Source organism: Mesorhizobium sp. CA10 (assembly GCF_020165285.1).
Lineage (GTDB): Bacteria > Pseudomonadota > Alphaproteobacteria > Rhizobiales > Rhizobiaceae > Mesorhizobium.
Genome location: NZ_JAIUHV010000002.1, coordinates 356784 through 372930 on the forward strand (window position 1 = coordinate 356784; position 16147 = coordinate 372930).

The following is a 16147-nucleotide window of genomic DNA, read 5'->3' on the forward strand; positions in this document are numbered from 1 at the left end:
GTTGGCGGCGAAAATACCCATATCGGGCACGAACCAGCCTGCCAGCATTCTTCATGCGCCGGACTTGCCGCCTGAACAGCGGCCAAGGGCTTTCAGCCCGGAACGCCGGCAGGCTCACGCAACGCTAACCCACGGCGCCCGCCCCGCTTGAAGACCGGGGTATTCCAGGAGAAACAATGTCAGTAGCTAATCCGTCTCGCGACGATTTCGCGAGCATGCTCGAAGAATCATTCACCGCCGGCCATTCCGGCGAGGGCCAGGTTGTCCGGGGCACGATCACCGCGATCGAAAAGGACATGGCCATCATCGATGTCGGCCTCAAGGTCGAAGGCCGCGTGCCGCTGAAGGAATTCGGCGCCAAGGGCAAGGAATCCTCCCTCAAGGTCGGCGACACCGTCGAGGTCTATGTCGAGCGCATCGAAAACGCGCTTGGCGAAGCCATGCTGTCGCGCGAGAAGGCTCGCCGCGAGGAGAGCTGGGTGCGTCTCGAAGAGAAATTCACCAAGGGTGAGCGCGTCGAAGGCGTCATCTTCAACCAGGTCAAGGGCGGCTTCACCGTCGACCTCGACGGCGCCGTGGCGTTCCTGCCGCGCAGCCAGGTCGATATCCGCCCGATCCGCGATGTCACCCCGCTGATGCACAACCCGCAGCCCTTCGAGATCCTCAAGATGGATCGCCGCCGCGGCAACATCGTGGTGTCGCGCCGCACCGTGCTCGAAGAGAGCCGCGCCGAACAGCGCTCGGAAATCGTGCAGAACCTCGAGGAAGGCCAGGTGGTCGAAGGCGTGGTCAAGAACATCACCGACTACGGTGCGTTCGTCGACCTCGGCGGCATCGACGGCCTGCTGCATGTCACCGACATGGCATGGCGCCGCGTCAACCATCCGACCGAGATCCTCAACATCGGCCAGACGGTCAAGGTGCAGATCATCCGCATCAACCAGGAAACCCACCGCATCTCGCTCGGCATGAAGCAGCTCGAGTCGGATCCGTGGTCGGATATCGGCACCAAGTTCCCGATCGGCAAGAAGATCAAGGGCACCGTCACCAACATCACCGACTACGGCGCGTTCGTCGAGCTGGAGCCGGGCATCGAGGGCCTCATCCACGTTTCGGAAATGTCGTGGACGAAGAAGAACGTGCATCCCGGCAAGATCCTGTCGACGACGCAGGAAGTCGACGTGGTGGTGCTCGAGGTCGATCCGGCCAAGCGCCGCATCTCGCTCGGCCTCAAGCAGACGCTGGAAAACCCGTGGCAGGCTTTCGCCTCGAGCCATCCGGTCGGCAGCCAGGTCGAGGGCGAGGTCAAGAACAAGACCGAGTTCGGCCTGTTCATCGGCCTGGAAGGCGACGTGGACGGCATGGTGCATCTCTCCGACCTCGACTGGACCCGTCCGGGCGAGCAGGTCATCGAAGAGTACAATCGCGGCGACATGGTCAAGGCGCAGGTGCTCGACGTCGACATCGAGAAGGAGCGCATCTCGCTCGGCATCAAGCAGCTGGCCCGCGACACTGTCGGCGAGGCGGCCAGCAGCGGCGAGCTGCGCAAGAGCGCCGTCGTCACCTGCGAGGTCATCGGCGTGAAGGATGGCGGCCTTGACGTGCGGCTGGTCGACAGCGGCATCGAGACCTTCATCAAGCGTTCGGACCTTTCGCGCGACCGCGACGAGCAGCGCCCCGAGCGCTTCACCGTCGGCCAGAAGGTCGATGCCCGCGTCATCGCCTTCGACAAGAAGACCCGCAAGCTGCAGGTCTCGATCAAGGCGCTGGAAATCGCCGAGGAGAAGGAAGCGGTCGCTCAGTACGGCTCGACCGACTCCGGCGCTTCGCTGGGCGACATTCTGGGCGCCGCGCTGAAGAAGCAGGGCAACTAAAGCCTTCCGGGAGAGCCGTTTGCGGCTTTCCGTCGGAATTGCGTAAGCCCTTTGGCGACAACAAAAACCCCGCCGGAGCGATCCGGCGGGGTTTTTCTATTGTCGGGATTTCTGTGCGGTCAGGCGCGGCCGTAGAGCGGCACCAGCGTACCGCTCATCGCCAGGTTGGCGGGCGAGGCGAGGTAGGCGATCGCTTCCGCCGCGGCCTCCAGGCTGACCCATTTGGCGAAATCGGCATCGGGCATGTCGGCGCGGTTCGCGGGCGTGTCGAGCGTCGAGGGCGCCACGGCGTTGACGAGGATGCCCTTGCCCTTCAACTCCTCGGCCATGGCCACCGTCATCGCAGCGACCGCCGCCTTGCTTGCGGCATAGGCAACCATGCCGGAGCCGCGCCTCGGATCGAGTCCGGCGCGCGCGGTGACGTTGACGATGCGGCCGGCCGTGTTGGACTCCAGCATCGAGCGCACCGCGGCGCGGCTGCACAGGAAAGCCGTGCGGGCGTTGGTGTCCATCATCTCGGCGAAGGAGGCCGACTCGATCTTTTCGACCGGCGCCATAGTGAAGCCGCCGGCAAGGTGGATCGAGGCCCAGAGCTCGGGAACCTGATGGTAGAAGGCCTCGACCTTGGCCGAATCCGACAGGTCGACATTATGCGCCAAATGCACGCTGGCATGGGCTGCGTAAGGAAAATGCGGCGGGGCCGCCGCGTGGGCATTTGGCACGTGGCAGATCGCGCCCTGCTCCAGCAATCTGCCGACAACCGCGCCGCCGAGCGCCCCAGTGCCGCCCGTCACCACGACATGCCTGCCATTCAGCGTTTCCGTCATACCTAGACCGCTCCTGTCATTTTTTATGATTATATCTTGGGTTATGCCGCCCCACGCTCGAACGTCGCGCCTTTCGCGCTGTCACTCAATTGAAATATCGACATGGCTGGCGCAGCGTCTTTGCATGCGTCGGACCTTGGCGGCGGCATGGATTGCCGGCGCCTAAAGGGTCAACCGGCAGATGCACCGATCTTTCAGTCGACGGTGATTTCGATGACGCGCGGCTTGCCGGCCGCCCGCGCGCGCTTCAGCGCCGCGGCGAGGCCGCCAGCCCCGGCCAGCCGCTCGGCCTCGATGCCATAGGCCTCGGCGAGCTTGCAGAAATCGGGCGGTGCCGGCGACACGCCGACCGGCTCGACGCCGACATCGAGCATCGAGGTTTCGATCTCGCGATAGCCGCGATTGTTCCAGACGACGAAGATTACCGGCGCTTCGGCGTCGAGCGCGGCGCCGATCTCCGGCAAGGTGAACTGGAAGCCGCCATCGCCGGTGAGGCACACCACCGGCGCCTCGGGCACCGCAAGTGCTGCGCCGATCGCCGCCGGCGGACCGTAGCCCAACGCGCCGAAGCCGGTCGCGGCGTTGAACCAGCCGCCGGGACGGTCGTGGTCGTAATAGAGGTTGGCGGCATAAATCGGCTGGGTCGAATCGCCGACGATGATGGCGCCCGGCAGCGCGTCGCGGATTGCCTCCACGGCGCGCACCTGCGCCAGATATTCGGGCTTCAGCTCGGCCCGAGCAGCCTCGCGCGCGGCGGCCGCACGAGCCTCGCCATCGCTTGCCGCGGCATGGCCAGATCCGATCGCTGCAAGCAGCGCCTCGATCGCTTCCGCGCAATCCGCGTGGATGCCAACCGTCACCGGCCGGCGCGCAATCTGGTCGGCGCCGATATCGATGCGGATCAGGCTCGGCGGCAGCACGAAGCCGCCGTCGCTATAGCCGTCATAATCGGTCGGGCCGAATTCGGTGCCGGCGGCAATCACCAGATCGGCGTCCGCCATCAACGCACGCACGGCCTTGAGGCTGGGGCTCGCCGGCACGCACAGCGGATGGCCATGCAGCAGGCCACGCGCATTGGCGGTCTCGACCACGGGGGCGCCGAGCGTCTCGGCCAGACGCCGCAGCGCCGCATCGGCCTTCTTGGCGCCGCCGCCTGAAAGGATCAGCGGACGGCGTGCGGCCCTGCAAAGCCGTGCCGCCTCGGCGATCGCCGCCAACTCCGGAGCGGGCGGCGCGGCATTGCTAAGGACGGCCGCAACACCATCGGCGGGCTTGACCATGACGTCGGTGGGGATCTCGATATGGACCGGCCCCGGGCGTGAGGAGGAGAAAACGGCGAAGGCGCGGGCGAGCGCGCCAGGCAACTGCCCGGCCTCGGTGATGCGCTCGGAAAACAGCGCCACCTTCTCCATCATGCCGCGCTGGTCGGGCAGCTCATGCAGGAAGCCCAGCCCTTTTCCCAGCGTGTCGGTGGCGTTAACGCCGGAAATGACCAGCATCGGCACCGAATCGGCGCGCGCCTGTCCCATGGCGGTGATGGTGTTGGTGAGGCCCGGCCCGGTGATGACGAAGGCGACGCCGGGCCGGTCGCCGGCGCGCGCATAACCGTCGGCCATGAAGCCGGCGCCCTGCTCGTGGCGCGGCGTGACATGGCGGATCTTCGAGCCCGCCAGGCCGCGATAGAGTTCAACCGTATGCACGCCCGGAATGCCGAAGACGGTGTCGACGCCATGCGCCTCGAGCAATTTGATCAGCGCTTCGCCGATGGTGGTCATTGGTTTCCTCCCTTTTCCGGCGCCAAGCCGAGCTCGGCCTCTATGGCTTTGACGCCAATCGCCGCCAATTCGCCAGGCGAGAACATCTCTGCTGCCAGGCAGCCTTCGATCCAGAGCCCGTCGATGATCGCGTTGATCGCGATGGCATGGCGACGCAGCTCGCCTGCGTCCGGCTTGCGCCGCTCGGCGGCGAGCACCTCGGCAACGACTGCTTCCACCTCGTCGCGAAAGCCGAGATAGCCTTCGCGATGGGCACGGGCGAGCGCCGGATCCGCATTGGCGCGGCCAAGGAAGGTTGCCCAGAGCGAAAACACCCGCCGGTCGACGATCGGCGCGTTGAGGTTGGCGGTGACGAAAGCCGCGAGGCGTTGGCGAGGCGAGGCGTCTTCCATGACCAATGCCGCCTTCGCCTGCTCGGTCATGCGGCCGACCAGCGCCGTATAGGCTTCCTGCAGCAATTCTTCCTTGCCGGGGAAATAGTGCCGGATCAGCCCGGCGGTGACGCCGGCGCGCAAGGCGATGGTGCGCAAGGTGGCGCCCTGAAGTCCATATTCCGCCACGCTGTCCAGCGTCGCATCGATCAGATCCTGCCGCCGCCGCTCCTCGCCCTCGCGGCGGAACTTGCGGCGCGCATTCATTGGCGCAGGATCGGCCGCGTCAGGCATGTCGGCCCGCCTTCGCAGGCGATGCAGAGCGCATCCGCCTCGAATGTCTCGACCGTGCAGCCGGCGGCTTCCATCGCGGCCTTGGTCTTGGGAAAACCCGCAACGGCGATGACCTTGTGTGGGCTGGTCGGCAGCACGTTCAGGCTGAGGCCGTTGGAAGCGGCGAACTCTTCGGCGTCGCCTTCGACCAGCCGGATGCCGCGCGCCTTCAGCATCTGATAGAACGCCGCCGGCAGAAGCGGCGAATGGACCAGGGCCAGGTCGTCGGCCAGCGGGCTGATCACCGACATCAGATGCAGGCACGCCTCTTCGCCCTGCCACAGCGGCAGATCGAAGCCGTACACGGAAATGCCCAGCGGCGTCAGCAGGTTGGAAACCTGCTGGATGCCTTCCTGGTTGGAGCGCACACCGCGCCCGATCGCCAGCGTGCGGGCATCCACCCATACGCAGTCGCCGCCTTCGACCTGACCAGGCGCCTCGACACGACCGAGGACCGGAATGCCCAGTTTCTTATAGGTTTCCTCATGCAGCGAGGGCTCCCGGGCGCGCAGTGGCTTGCCCATGGACAGGATCAGCGCGCCGCGGTCGGTCATCAGCGACGGGTCATGCGTGAACACCGAATCCGAAAGGCCGTCGGTCGTGTCCTCGATCCATTCGATCTCGGCGCCGGAAGCCGCCACCATGTCGGCAAGGGCCGCATGTTGCACGGCTGCTTTCGCCGGGTTGAATCCCGGGCCATAGTGCCAGACCGCCCTGTCGGCGTCGCGCATGGCGTTGGCCGCCGACCGCATCAGCACGCGCCGCAGCGGCGCCGCCATGGACTGTGACCCGAAAGCGCTCATCGATGCCCTTTTAAGATGAAAAAAATCGTGAAAATTTCATGAAAGGCTATTTATACACTTGCGCAACAAGGCCGCAAGTGCCGTAATGAGCGGGATTGACGGGCTCGCGCTGTCGGGTCCATGCTGAAGCCTGGAGCGGGTCAGTGCAGCGTATGTTGATTAGCCGGATAGACGTTCGACGACCTGCAGTCGGCCAGATAGAGGTCACCCGGTGAGCGCTGCAGCAGCTGCCGCAGTCCAATCCGGCGAGGCGCAGAACGGCGCCGCTGAAGCCATCCATGTCGAAAACCTGCACAAGAAGTTCGGCCAGTTGCACGTGCTGAAGGGAGTTTCGCTGTCGGCGCGCGACGGCGAGGTGGTCGCCATCATCGGCGGCTCCGGTTCCGGCAAGTCGACGCTCTTACGCTGCATCAACTGCCTGGAGAACCCCACAAGCGGCATCATCCGGGTCAATGGTGAGGAGATCAAGCTCAAGGCCGACAGCCACGGACACACCGTTCCGGCCGACCGCAGGCAGATCGAGCGCATTCGCTCGAGGCTCGGCATGGTTTTCCAGAATTTCAACCTGTGGAGCCACATGACGCTGATCGAGAATGTCATCGAGGTTCCGGTGCATGTGCTTGGCGTCAAGCGCAGCGAAGCGATCGCCCAGGCCGAGAAACTGCTCGCCCGCGTCGGGCTGGCGGAGAAGCGCGACGTCTATCCGGCTTTCCTGTCCGGCGGCCAGCAGCAGCGGGCCGCGATCGCCCGCGCGCTGGCGATCAATCCGCGCGTCATGCTTTTCGACGAACCGACTTCCGCGCTCGATCCCGAGCTGGTCGGCGAAGTGCTGAAAGTCATCGGCGACCTGGCGCGCGAGGGGCGCACCATGGTGCTGGTGACGCATGAAATGAAGTTCGCCCGCGAGGTCGCGACGCATGTCGTCTATCTCTACAACGGGCTGGTCGAGGAGGAAGGTCCGCCGGAACAGCTGTTCGGCGCGCCCAAATCCGAAAGGCTCAAGCAATTCCTCCGCAATGTCGGCTAGGTGCCGGCATCAAGCGGAGCGAAAAACCGGGAACAACAACAAACTGGGAGTCCTGACATGAAGACTGTTCTCAAGACATTTGCCGCCGCGCTGCTTCTCGGCGTCGCGGCGATGGGCGGAGTGGCCAAGGCCGAGCAGGTCAAGATCGGCGTCGCCGCCGAACCCTACCCGCCCTTCACCTCGCCCGACGCCAGCGGCAAATGGGTGGGCTGGGAGATCGACTTCGTCGACGCCGTCTGCGCCGAAGAGAAACTTGACTGCGTGATCACGCCGGTGGCCTGGGACGGCATCATCCCGGCGCTTACGACCAAGAAGATCGACGCCATCGTCTCTTCCATGTCGATCACCGACGAGCGCAAGAAGACGATCGACTTCTCGGACAAGTACTACAACACCCCGACCGCGATCATCGGGCCGAAGGACCAGAAGTTCGGCGCCACGCCGGACGATCTCAAGGGCAAGGTGATCGGCGTCCAGGTCTCGACCGTGCATGCCGTGTACGCGAAGAAGCATTTCACCGGCGCGCAGGAAATCAAGGAATACCAGACCCAGGATGAAGCTAACCAGGATCTGGCCGCTGGCCGCATCGACGCGGTGCAGGCCGACTCGATCGCGCTCGGCGAATTCCTGAAGTCGGACCAGGGCAAGGCCTGCTGCGACCTGAAGGGCATGGTGGCGCCCGACGACGAAGTGCTTGGCCCGGGTGTCGGCGCCGGTATCCGCAAGGAAGACACCGCGCTCAAGGAAAAGTTCAACGCCGGCATCAAGGCGATCCGCGCCAACGGCAAGTACGACGAGATCTCGAAGAAATATTTCGACTTCGACATCTATGGCGGCGCCACGCAGTCGAACTGAGCCCTCTCGAAATGAGTGAGGGCATGGCGTCCGCGCCATGCCCGTGCCACGCATGCCCGCCGCCGACCTGACCGTCGGCGGCTCGCCAGCAATCCGGGGACGAAGCTGATCGACGCCTTTCTTCCGGCCTCCGCGGCCGGCATCATCGAACTCCTGTCGCCCGTGGCGCCCGGCTGGGGCGGCACGCTGCTGGTCGGCCTGCTGCATTCGATCGAGATCGCCATAGGCGCGACGTGCCTCGGCCTCATGATCGGCACCGCCGGCGCGTTCGGCAAGCTCTATGGCGGCCCGGTGACGCGCGATCTGCTCGCGGTCTACACGACGGTCGTGCGCGCCGTGCCGGAACTGGTGCTGATCCTGCTGCTCTATTACGCCGGCACCGACCTCATCAACCAGGTGCTGACGGCGATCGGCTACAGCCGTGTCGACATCAGCGGGCTCGCGGCCGGTATTTTCGTGCTGGGTTTCGTCCAGGGCGCCTATTCGACCGAAGTCATCCGCGGCGCCATCCTCGCCATCCCGCAAGGCCAGATCGAGGCCGCCCGCGCCTACGGCATGTCGCCGGGCCTGATGCTGCGACGCATCACTGTGCCGGCCATGCTGCCCTTCGCCATCCCCGGCCTGGCGAATCTGTGGCTCATCGCCACCAAGGACACCGCGCTGCTTGCTGTCGTCGGCTTCTTCGAACTGACGCTGGCGACGCGCCAGGCGGCCGGCGTAACCAAGGCCTACCTGCTTTTCTACCTTGCGGCCGGCGCGCTCTATCTCGCGCTCTCGCTGTTCTCCAACCTGATCATCGGCCGCATCGAGGCTTGGTCGCGGCGCGGCATGCCCTCCGTCAGGGAGGCGCGCTGATGTCCGCCGAAGCCTCCGCGATCCACATGGCGGCGCGCGCCTCGATCTGGCTCAAGCCGCACCGCATCGTGCTGATCCTGATCGGGCTGGCGCTGGTTCTGTGTGCCGCCGTCTTCATGCGTTGGGACTGGCTGCCGCAATATTGGGAAATGGGCCTGATAGGCATCTGGCGGACGCTTTGGATCCTCGCCGTGACCTGCGCGCTGGGCTTTGCGCTGGCCGTGCCGCTCGGGCTCGCCCAGGCCGGCGGACCGATCTGGTTCTCGGCGCCGGCAAAGGCCTTCTGCACCATCATCCGGGGAACGCCGCTGCTCCTGCAGCTCTGGCTGCTCTATTACGGCCTCGGCTCGATCTTTCCGCAATATCCATGGATCCGCGAATCGTGGCTTTGGCCGTATCTCAGGCAGGCCTGGCCGTATGGCGTGGTGGCGCTGACCTTCTCCTTCGCCGGCTACGAGGGTGAAGTGATGCGCGGCGCATTCGCCGGCGTGCCGCGCGGACAGTTGGAGGCCGCCCGCGCGTTCGGCATGAGCCGCTGGAAAATCTTCCGGCGCATCTGGCTGCCGCAGGCCGTCTACCGGGCGCTGCCGACGCTGACCGGCGAGACCGTGCTGCAGTTGAAATCGACCCCGCTGGTGGCGACGATCAGCGTCATCGACATCTTCGCCGTCTCCTCCAAGGTGCGCCAGGACACGTATCTGACCTACGAGCCTTTGCTGCTGCTGGCGCTGATCTATATGACGATCACCGGTATCCTGGTCTTCGTCTTCAGCCGGATCGAGGCACGGATTCCGGTCAAGATCGGATAGCGAATAGAGAGTAGCGAATAGCGAGTAGTTTCTTTATTTCCCGCTACTCGCTACTCGCTATTCCCTATTCGCTACTCGCTGCAGGGCAACACTGATGCAACTCACCCTCGCCCAGGCAACAGGCCTATGCCGGATGGCGGCGCTCGGCGCGGGCGCCAATGAAGAGGCAGCGCAGTCGCTGACGGCCTCGATCATCGCCGCGGAAGCCGAAGGCCTGTCGACGGTGGGGCTGTCGCATTTCATCGACTATCTGGAAGCACTCGAAGCCGGCCGCATCGACGGCAACGCCGATCCGGCGATCACGCGGCCGGCGCTCGCCGTCTATCTTTCGGATGCGCGCGGCGGACTTGCCCATATCGGCTTCGACCGCACAATCGACGACCTGGTCAAGGCGGCAAAACTGTTCGGCGTCTCGATCTTCTCGCAGAAGAACGCCTACACATGCGGCGCGCTCGGCTATTTCACCGGTCGGCTGGCCGACCAGGGGCTGGTGTCCTTCGCCGCCACCAACGGACCGGCGGTGCTTGCCGGCTCGGGCTCGGTCAAGCCGGTCTATTGCACCAATCCGATGTCCTTTGCGTCGCCCGCCGCCGACGGGCCGCCGCTGATCATCGACCAGTCGTCGAGCGCGACCGCCTTCGTCAACATCCGCAAGGCGGCCGAGGACGGCAAGAAGATCCCCGAAGGCTGGGCGCTGGATGCCAGCGGCAACCCGACCACCGATCCGGCGGCGGCGATGAAGGGCGCCATGCTTGCCTTTGGCGGCCAGCGCGGCGCCAACATCGCTTTAATGGTCGAGGTGCTGGCCGCGGGCATTTCCGGCGCCAACTGGTCGCTCGACGCGCCCTGGTTCACCGATGGGGCGGAGAGCCCCGGCACCGGCCTTTTCGTTCTGGCCATCGAGCCAAAGCTGCTCGACCCGAATTTCGAGCGGCGCATGAAGGACCAGCTCGAGCGGTTGCGGCGGCGCTATGGCGTGCATATCCCCGGCCGCTCGCGCGCTGACGCCGCCGAGAAGGCAAAGGCGCGCGGCATCACCACGTCCAGGGCAGTGGTGCAGCGCATTTCGGAATTCGCCGAGCGTTATTCGGCCTGATTTTTCCCTCCGCGATTGAACTTTTTTCGACGTGACACGACCCATATCCGGCACCCCACGCCGCGAGCCGCCCGATTGGCTTCGTCCGGCTGGCGGCGCCACGCCGGGCGTTCAGGGCGGGGCGGGCGTGCTTGCTTCACGCCACCTTGATGCCGTCTCAGGTCAGGCCGTCTCGTTGGACCCTGCTTCGGTGTGGACACTGCCCGGAAAACCCCGCTTCGGCGGGGTTTTCTGTTCTCCCAAATGCGGCGGGGCAGGCATTCCGGGCAAGTTCAAAAACAAGCCGACGGCGACTTCCGGTCGCTCTTTGCCTTTGGCGAGAAACGGATTAAGAAACGGCTTCAGCCAAGCATTTGCGCGCGGAGCCAGTCATGACCGAAATCCTGCAGACCCCCAAGCTCGTCGTCGTCTTCGGCGGCTCGGGCTTCGTCGGTCGCCACGTCGTGCGAGCGCTGGCCAAGCGCGGCTACCGCATCCGGGTCGCCTGCCGGCGGCCCGACCTTGCCGGCCATGTGCAGCCGCTCGGCAATGTCGGCCAGATTCAGCCCGTGCAGGCCAATGTGCGCGTGCGCTGGTCGGTCGACCGCGCCGTGCAAGGCGCCGACCATGTCGTCAACCTGGTCGCCATCCTGCATGAGACCGGCCGCCAGAAATTTGGCGCCGTGCACGAGTTCGGCGCGCGCGCCGTCGCCGAGGCCGCACGCTCGGTCGGCGCCGGCCTCACCCAGATCTCGGCACTCGGCGCCGATCTCAATTCGCCGTCCAACTACGCCCGCACCAAGGCGCTGGGCGAAAGGGCAGTGTTCGAGACGATTCAGGATGCCGTCATATTCCGCCCGTCGATCAATTTCGGACCGGAGGACCGCTTCTTCAACCGCTTCGCCGGCATGGCGCGCCTGTCGCCCGTCCTGCCGCTGATCGGCGGCGGGCAGAACAAGCTGCAGCCGGTCTATGTCGGCGATGTCGCCGAAGCGATCGCGCGCTCGGTCGACGGCAAGGTCAAGGGCGGCCAGATCTACGAGCTCGGCGGCCCGCAGGTGCTGACCTTCAAGGAATGCATGGAGGAAATGCTTGCCGTGATCGACCGCAGGCGCCTCCTGGTGCCGGTGCCGTGGTGGGTGGCGAACATCCAGGCGTCGATCCTCCAGCTGCTGCCCAATCCGCTCCTGACCAAGGACCAGGTGCTGCAGTTGCGTGAGGACAATGTCGTCTCGGACGAAGCCGCCAAGGCCGCCAGGACGCTTGCCGGGCTGGGCATCCAGCCGCAGGCGATCGCCACCATCCTGCCCAGCTATCTCTGGCGCTTCCGCGCCGCCGGCCAATTCCAGCAGCGCCGGCCGATCGCGGACCGTTAGACCAGTTTCTACGCCCGCCGGGAGACCTGCATCGGCAGGCCGCCCTGCGGCTGCGTGGTGAGCTTCTGCACCGGCCATGGCCGGGTCTGCGACGTAGCATCGAAGCGAAAGCGCGACAACAGGATCGCCAGCGCGATGATCGCCTCCTGCATGGCGAAGCTGGCGCCGATGCAGACGCGCGGCCCGGCGCCGAAGGGCAGGTACTGGAAGCGGTCGATCCGGTCGCGGTTTTCCGGATGGAAGCGCTCCGGCAGGAAGGCGTTCGGCCTGTCCCACAGCTTGCGGTGGCGATGCACCACCCAGGGCATCACCAGCACGGCGGCGTATTTCGGAATATATAAGCCGTTCCAGGTCTCCGGTTCGATCGGCTCGCGGTTGATCGAGGGCGCAGGCGGATAGAGCCTGAGCGCCTCCTCGAACGCGGCGCGGGTGAGCGGCATGGCATCCAGCCACTTGGTCGGATCGGGTTCGCGCGCCAGCACGGCGTCGATCTCCTGCTCGATCTTGTCGCGTTCCCAGGGCGCCCCGGCGAGGCAATAGATCGTCCAGCCCAGCGCCCGCGCGGTCGTCTCATGGCCGGCGCCGATGAAGGTGATGATGTTGTCCTCGACTTCGGCGCGGGTCAGCCCGTCCGGCCCCTCGGCGCGCAGCAGAAGCGTGAGAAAGTCCTGCGGCACGGCGTCGGGATCGCGCTTCAGCCGCTCCTCGCGCATCTTCACTGTGTTGGCCACGATATTGCGGAAATAGGCCATGGTCTTGCGGCCGCGGATGCGGGTGAAGCGCGGCAGCCATTCCGGCGCGCGCAGAAGGTCAAGCGGGTCGACACGGCCCATGGTCTCGAACAGGCGGTCGATCTCCTTGGCGAAGCTGCCGGGCTCGCCGGCGATCTCGCCGGAAAACAGCGTTTCGGCGAGGATGTCGTAGGTGAGCAGCGTCATGTCATGCGCGACATCGGTCATGCCGCCGGCCTCGTAGCGGGTGACGAAATCCAGCGTGCGCTTCAGCATCGGCCCGGCGAAGCCGAAGATGTGGCGCGGTGTGAACACCGGCGCCATCGCCTTGCGCGAGCGCCTCCACACCTCGCCTTCGGCGGTCAGCAGCCCGTCGCGCAGGATCGGGCGCAGGATCAGCTGGCGCACAGTCGCCATCTTGTAATTCTTGGCGTTATCGATCAGCACATGGCGGATGAGGCCGGGATCGTTGGCGATGACCAGAGGGCCGCCGATGCCGGTCACCGAGATCCAGGGCTCGTTGTAGGTATGCTCGCCCCACAGCTCGAGCGGATTGCGGTAGACGATGCGCATCATCTCCAGCGTCGAAGGCGGCGTTGTGCGCGGCGTCGGCGCCGGCGGCACGAAAGGGGCGGGCTTGGTGTCCATGAAGCATGCTCCGCTGACAGCCGAATGTAGTGTCCGACGAAGCGGGCGTCCATCTGGCCGAGCAGGTCCGCGACCGTCACCAAATGTGGCTCGCGTTCAGCCAGCTTGCCGGTCCGTCGGCTGGGGTGAATGAAAGGCTTCTCGCCAAGCCGGCAAAATGGCCGCAAACCTTGGAAAACCAGCCGTTTGCGCCTATATCTAGGACATCAAAACGGCGCGATTCGGGGTGACTTTCCCGTGCCGGACCATCGACATCAATCAGACAGGTATTCATGAGCGACCAGACCGAAAGCGCCATTGGCGTGGAAGCCGAGTACGGGGCCGATTCCATCAAGGTTTTGAAGGGGTTGGATGCCGTTCGCAAGCGTCCAGGCATGTATATCGGCGACACCGATGACGGCTCGGGCCTGCATCACATGGTCTATGAGGTGGTGGACAACGCCATCGACGAGGCGCTGGCGGGCCACGCCGACCTCGTCTCGGTGACGCTCAACCCCGACGGCTCCGTCACCGTGATCGACAATGGCCGCGGCATTCCGACCGACATCCACTCCTCAGAGGGTGTTTCGGCGGCGGAAGTGATCATGACGCAGCTGCATGCCGGCGGCAAATTCGACCAGAACTCCTACAAGGTTTCCGGCGGCCTGCACGGCGTCGGCGTCTCGGTGGTCAACGCGCTTTCCGCATGGCTCAAGCTCAAGATCCGCCGCAACGGCGAAATCTTCGAGATGAGCTTCACGCATGGCAATGCCGACGCGCCGTTGAAGGTGACGGGCACATATGAGCAGAACAAACAGCCCGGCACCTATGAGGGCCGCAGCGGCAGCGAGATCACCTTCTTCCCGTCGGCCGAGACCTTCACCATGGTCGAATTCGACTATGGCACGCTGGAGCACCGGCTGCGCGAGCTTGCCTTCCTCAATTCCGGCGTGCGCATCGTGCTGACCGACGCGCGTCATGCCGACCTGGTGCGCCACGAGCTGCATTATGACGGCGGCCTGGAAGAGTTCGTCAAATATCTCGACCGGGTGAAGAAGCCGCTGATCGAAACGCCGATCGCCATCCGCGCCGAGCGCGACGGCATCACCGTGGAAGTCGCGATGTGGTGGAACGACAGCTACCACGAGAACGTGCTGGCTTTCACCAACAACATCCCGCAGCGCGACGGCGGCACGCATCTGGCGGGCTTCCGCGCGGCGCTGACCAGGCAGATCACCGGCTATGGCGAATCGTCCGGCCAGACCAAGAAGGAAAAGGTCTCGCTGACCGGCGACGACTGCCGCGAGGGTCTGACCGCCGTTTTGTCGGTCAAGGTGCCGGATCCGAAATTCTCCTCGCAGACCAAGGACAAGCTGGTTTCGTCCGAGGTCCGCCCGGTGGTGGAAAGCCTGGTCAACGAGGCGCTGGGCACCTGGCTGGAAGAGCATCCGAGCGAAGGCAGGGTGGTGGTCGAGAAGGTGATCCAGGCGGCGGCCGCGCGCGAGGCCGCGCGCAAGGCGCGCGACATCACCCGCAAGAGCTCGCTCGGCGTCACCTCGCTGCCCGGCAAGCTCGCCGACTGCCAGGAGCGCGATCCGGCGAAGTCGGAAATCTTCATCGTCGAGGGCGATTCGGCCGGCGGCTCGGCCAAGGGCGGACGCTCGCGCCAGAACCAGGCGATCCTGCCGCTGCGCGGCAAGATCCTCAATGTCGAACGGGCGCGCTTCGACCGCATGCTCTCTTCCGACATGATCGGCACGCTGATCACTGCGCTCGGCACCTCGATCGGCAAGGACGAGTTCAACGCCGACAAGCTGCGCTACCACAAGATCATCCTGATGACGGACGCCGACGTCGACGGCGCCCACATCCGCACGCTGTTGCTCACCTTCTTCTTCCGGCAGATGCCGGAGCTGATCGAGCGCGGCCATCTCTACATCGCCCAGCCGCCGCTCTACAAAGTGACGCGGGGCAAGAGCTCGCAATATCTCAAGGACGAAAGCGCCTATGAGGAATATCTGATCGGGTCCGGACTGGATGAGGCCTCGCTGGTGCTGGCCTCCGGCGAGGTACGGACAGGACAGGACCTGCGCGCCTCGGTCGACGACGCGCTGGCGGTGCGCCAGCTGGTCAACGGGCTACACACGCGCTATAGCCGCAGCGTCGTCGAGCAGGCGGCAATCGCCGGCGCGCTCAACGCCGACGTGCTTGCCGATCTCGGCCGCGCCAACGCGATGGCCGAGCGCGTCGCGAAGCGGCTGGACATGATCGCCGAGGAGACCGAGCGCGGCTGGACCGGCCGGTTGTCGACCTCCAATGACGGCTCCGGCGGCTATGTGTTCGAGCGCACCGTGCGCGGCGTGAAGGATGTGGTGCAGCTCGATGCCGGATTGATCAATTCGGCCGATGCGCGCCAGCTCGACCGCTACGCGCCGCGGCTTTCGGAAGTCTATGCCGAGCAGCCGAGCTTGCGCCGAAAAGAGACCTCGGAGCTGCTTTCGGGGCCGCTGGCGCTGCTCAACGCGGTGTTCGCTTCCGGCCGCAAGGGCCTCACCATGCAGCGCTACAAGGGTCTCGGCGAGATGAATGCCGAGCAGCTCTGGGAGACCACGCTGGACCCGAATGTGCGGTCGCTGCTGCAGGTCAAGGTCAACGACGCGACCGATGCGGATTCGCTGTTCTCACGGCTGATGGGCGATGAGGTGGAACCACGCCGCGAATTCATCCAGGACAATGCGCTGTCGGTGGCCAATCTGGATATCTGAGCGCGCCTTTACAGATTCAAAAAGAAAGGCCCGACAACTGTCGG

General features: G+C 65.2%; 13 protein-coding genes. 8 read left to right on the forward strand and 5 right to left on the reverse strand.

The window, feature by feature from the left end; translation table 11 throughout:
• Nucleotides 1–176: 176 nt before the first annotated feature.
• Nucleotides 177–1874, forward strand: a complete 1698-nt coding sequence (rpsA, locus tag LB535_RS05190) for a 30S ribosomal protein S1 (RefSeq protein WP_224631417.1) — start codon at nucleotides 177–179, stop codon at nucleotides 1872–1874.
• 119 nt (nucleotides 1875–1993) lie between these two features.
• On the opposite strand, the gene LB535_RS05195 is transcribed toward rpsA, so the two are convergent.
• The 4 genes from LB535_RS05195 to LB535_RS05210 all read right to left on the reverse strand — a co-directional run bounded on the left by LB535_RS05195 (nucleotide 1994) and on the right by LB535_RS05210 (nucleotide 5983).
• Nucleotides 1994–2701 carry an SDR family NAD(P)-dependent oxidoreductase gene (locus tag LB535_RS05195; protein WP_224531510.1) on the reverse strand — a complete coding sequence of 236 codons (708 nt, stop codon included), beginning with the start codon at nucleotides 2699–2701 and terminating at the stop codon, nucleotides 1994–1996.
• 194 nt (nucleotides 2702–2895) lie between these two features.
• Complete coding sequence (locus LB535_RS05200) at nucleotides 2896–4476, reverse strand: 5-guanidino-2-oxopentanoate decarboxylase (RefSeq protein ID WP_224631418.1); 1581 nt, start codon at nucleotides 4474–4476, stop codon at nucleotides 2896–2898.
• Entirely contained in the window at nucleotides 4473–5141 is a 669-nt protein-coding gene (locus tag LB535_RS05205) for a TetR family transcriptional regulator C-terminal domain-containing protein (RefSeq protein WP_095769362.1), read from the reverse strand. Before LB535_RS05205 ends, LB535_RS05200 begins: the two co-directional genes overlap by 4 nt.
• Entirely contained in the window at nucleotides 5111–5983 is an 873-nt protein-coding gene (locus tag LB535_RS05210; protein ID WP_224631419.1) for a dimethylarginine dimethylaminohydrolase family protein, read from the reverse strand. Before LB535_RS05210 ends, LB535_RS05205 begins: the two co-directional genes overlap by 31 nt.
• Before the next feature lie 211 nt (nucleotides 5984–6194).
• Between LB535_RS05210 and LB535_RS05215 the strand changes: the two genes are divergently transcribed.
• From LB535_RS05215 to LB535_RS05240, 6 genes are all read left to right on the forward strand, one after another.
• On the forward strand, nucleotides 6195–7010 hold the full coding sequence (locus LB535_RS05215) for an ABC transporter ATP-binding protein (RefSeq protein WP_140845568.1): 816 nt from the start codon (nucleotides 6195–6197) through the stop codon (nucleotides 7008–7010).
• 57 nt (nucleotides 7011–7067) lie between these two features.
• Nucleotides 7068–7865 carry a transporter substrate-binding domain-containing protein gene (locus LB535_RS05220; protein WP_140546720.1) on the forward strand — a complete coding sequence of 266 codons (798 nt, stop codon included), beginning with the start codon at nucleotides 7068–7070 and terminating at the stop codon, nucleotides 7863–7865.
• A gap of 141 nt (nucleotides 7866–8006) precedes the next feature.
• Nucleotides 8007–8720: an ABC transporter permease gene (locus LB535_RS05225; RefSeq protein ID WP_411969533.1), complete on the forward strand. Its 714-nt coding sequence runs from the start codon at nucleotides 8007–8009 to the stop codon at nucleotides 8718–8720.
• Nucleotides 8720–9529, forward strand: coding sequence for an ABC transporter permease (locus LB535_RS05230; RefSeq protein WP_224631420.1), 810 nt, complete (start codon nucleotides 8720–8722; stop codon nucleotides 9527–9529). Before LB535_RS05225 ends, LB535_RS05230 begins: the two co-directional genes overlap by 1 nt.
• Nucleotides 9530–9623: 94 nt before the next feature.
• The gene (locus tag LB535_RS05235) at nucleotides 9624–10625 is read left to right on the forward strand and encodes an Ldh family oxidoreductase (RefSeq protein ID WP_224531539.1); all 1002 of its coding nucleotides are present in this window, start codon (nucleotides 9624–9626) and stop codon (nucleotides 10623–10625) included.
• Between the two features lie 371 nt (nucleotides 10626–10996).
• Nucleotides 10997–11980, forward strand: coding sequence for a complex I NDUFA9 subunit family protein (locus tag LB535_RS05240; protein WP_224631421.1), 984 nt, complete (start codon nucleotides 10997–10999; stop codon nucleotides 11978–11980).
• A gap of 8 nt (nucleotides 11981–11988) precedes the next feature.
• Here LB535_RS05240 and LB535_RS05245 read toward each other — a convergent pair whose 3' ends face one another.
• Nucleotides 11989–13359: a cytochrome P450 gene (locus tag LB535_RS05245; RefSeq protein ID WP_224631422.1), complete on the reverse strand. Its 1371-nt coding sequence runs from the start codon at nucleotides 13357–13359 to the stop codon at nucleotides 11989–11991.
• Between the two features lie 272 nt (nucleotides 13360–13631).
• Here LB535_RS05245 and gyrB point away from each other — a divergent pair, with 272 nt between their 5' ends.
• Entirely contained in the window at nucleotides 13632–16103 is a 2472-nt protein-coding gene (gene gyrB / locus LB535_RS05250) for a DNA topoisomerase (ATP-hydrolyzing) subunit B (RefSeq protein ID WP_224631423.1), read from the forward strand.
• The last annotated feature ends 44 nt before the right edge of the window (nucleotides 16104–16147 follow it).

Excerpts from the sequence above, each read along its gene's own strand:
- LB535_RS05200 (WP_224631418.1), bottom strand. The coding sequence starts at position 4,476 with ATGACCACCATCGGCGAAGCGCTGATCAAATTGCTCGAGGCGCATGGC.
- gyrB (WP_224631423.1), top strand. The coding sequence starts at position 13,632 with ATGAGCGACCAGACCGAAAGCGCCATTGGCGTGGAAGCCGAGTACGGG.
- LB535_RS05245 (WP_224631422.1), bottom strand. The coding sequence starts at position 13,359 with ATGGACACCAAGCCCGCCCCTTTCGTGCCGCCGGCGCCGACGCCGCGC.
- LB535_RS05235 (WP_224531539.1), top strand. The coding sequence starts at position 9,624 with ATGCAACTCACCCTCGCCCAGGCAACAGGCCTATGCCGGATGGCGGCG.
- LB535_RS05230 (WP_224631420.1), top strand. The coding sequence starts at position 8,720 with ATGTCCGCCGAAGCCTCCGCGATCCACATGGCGGCGCGCGCCTCGATC.
- LB535_RS05240 (WP_224631421.1), top strand. The coding sequence starts at position 10,997 with ATGACCGAAATCCTGCAGACCCCCAAGCTCGTCGTCGTCTTCGGCGGC.
- LB535_RS05210 (WP_224631419.1), bottom strand. The coding sequence starts at position 5,983 with ATGAGCGCTTTCGGGTCACAGTCCATGGCGGCGCCGCTGCGGCGCGTG.
- LB535_RS05220 (WP_140546720.1), top strand. The coding sequence starts at position 7,068 with ATGAAGACTGTTCTCAAGACATTTGCCGCCGCGCTGCTTCTCGGCGTC.
- LB535_RS05205 (WP_095769362.1), bottom strand. The coding sequence starts at position 5,141 with ATGCCTGACGCGGCCGATCCTGCGCCAATGAATGCGCGCCGCAAGTTC.
- rpsA (WP_224631417.1), top strand. The coding sequence starts at position 177 with ATGTCAGTAGCTAATCCGTCTCGCGACGATTTCGCGAGCATGCTCGAA.
- LB535_RS05195 (WP_224531510.1), bottom strand. The coding sequence starts at position 2,701 with ATGACGGAAACGCTGAATGGCAGGCATGTCGTGGTGACGGGCGGCACT.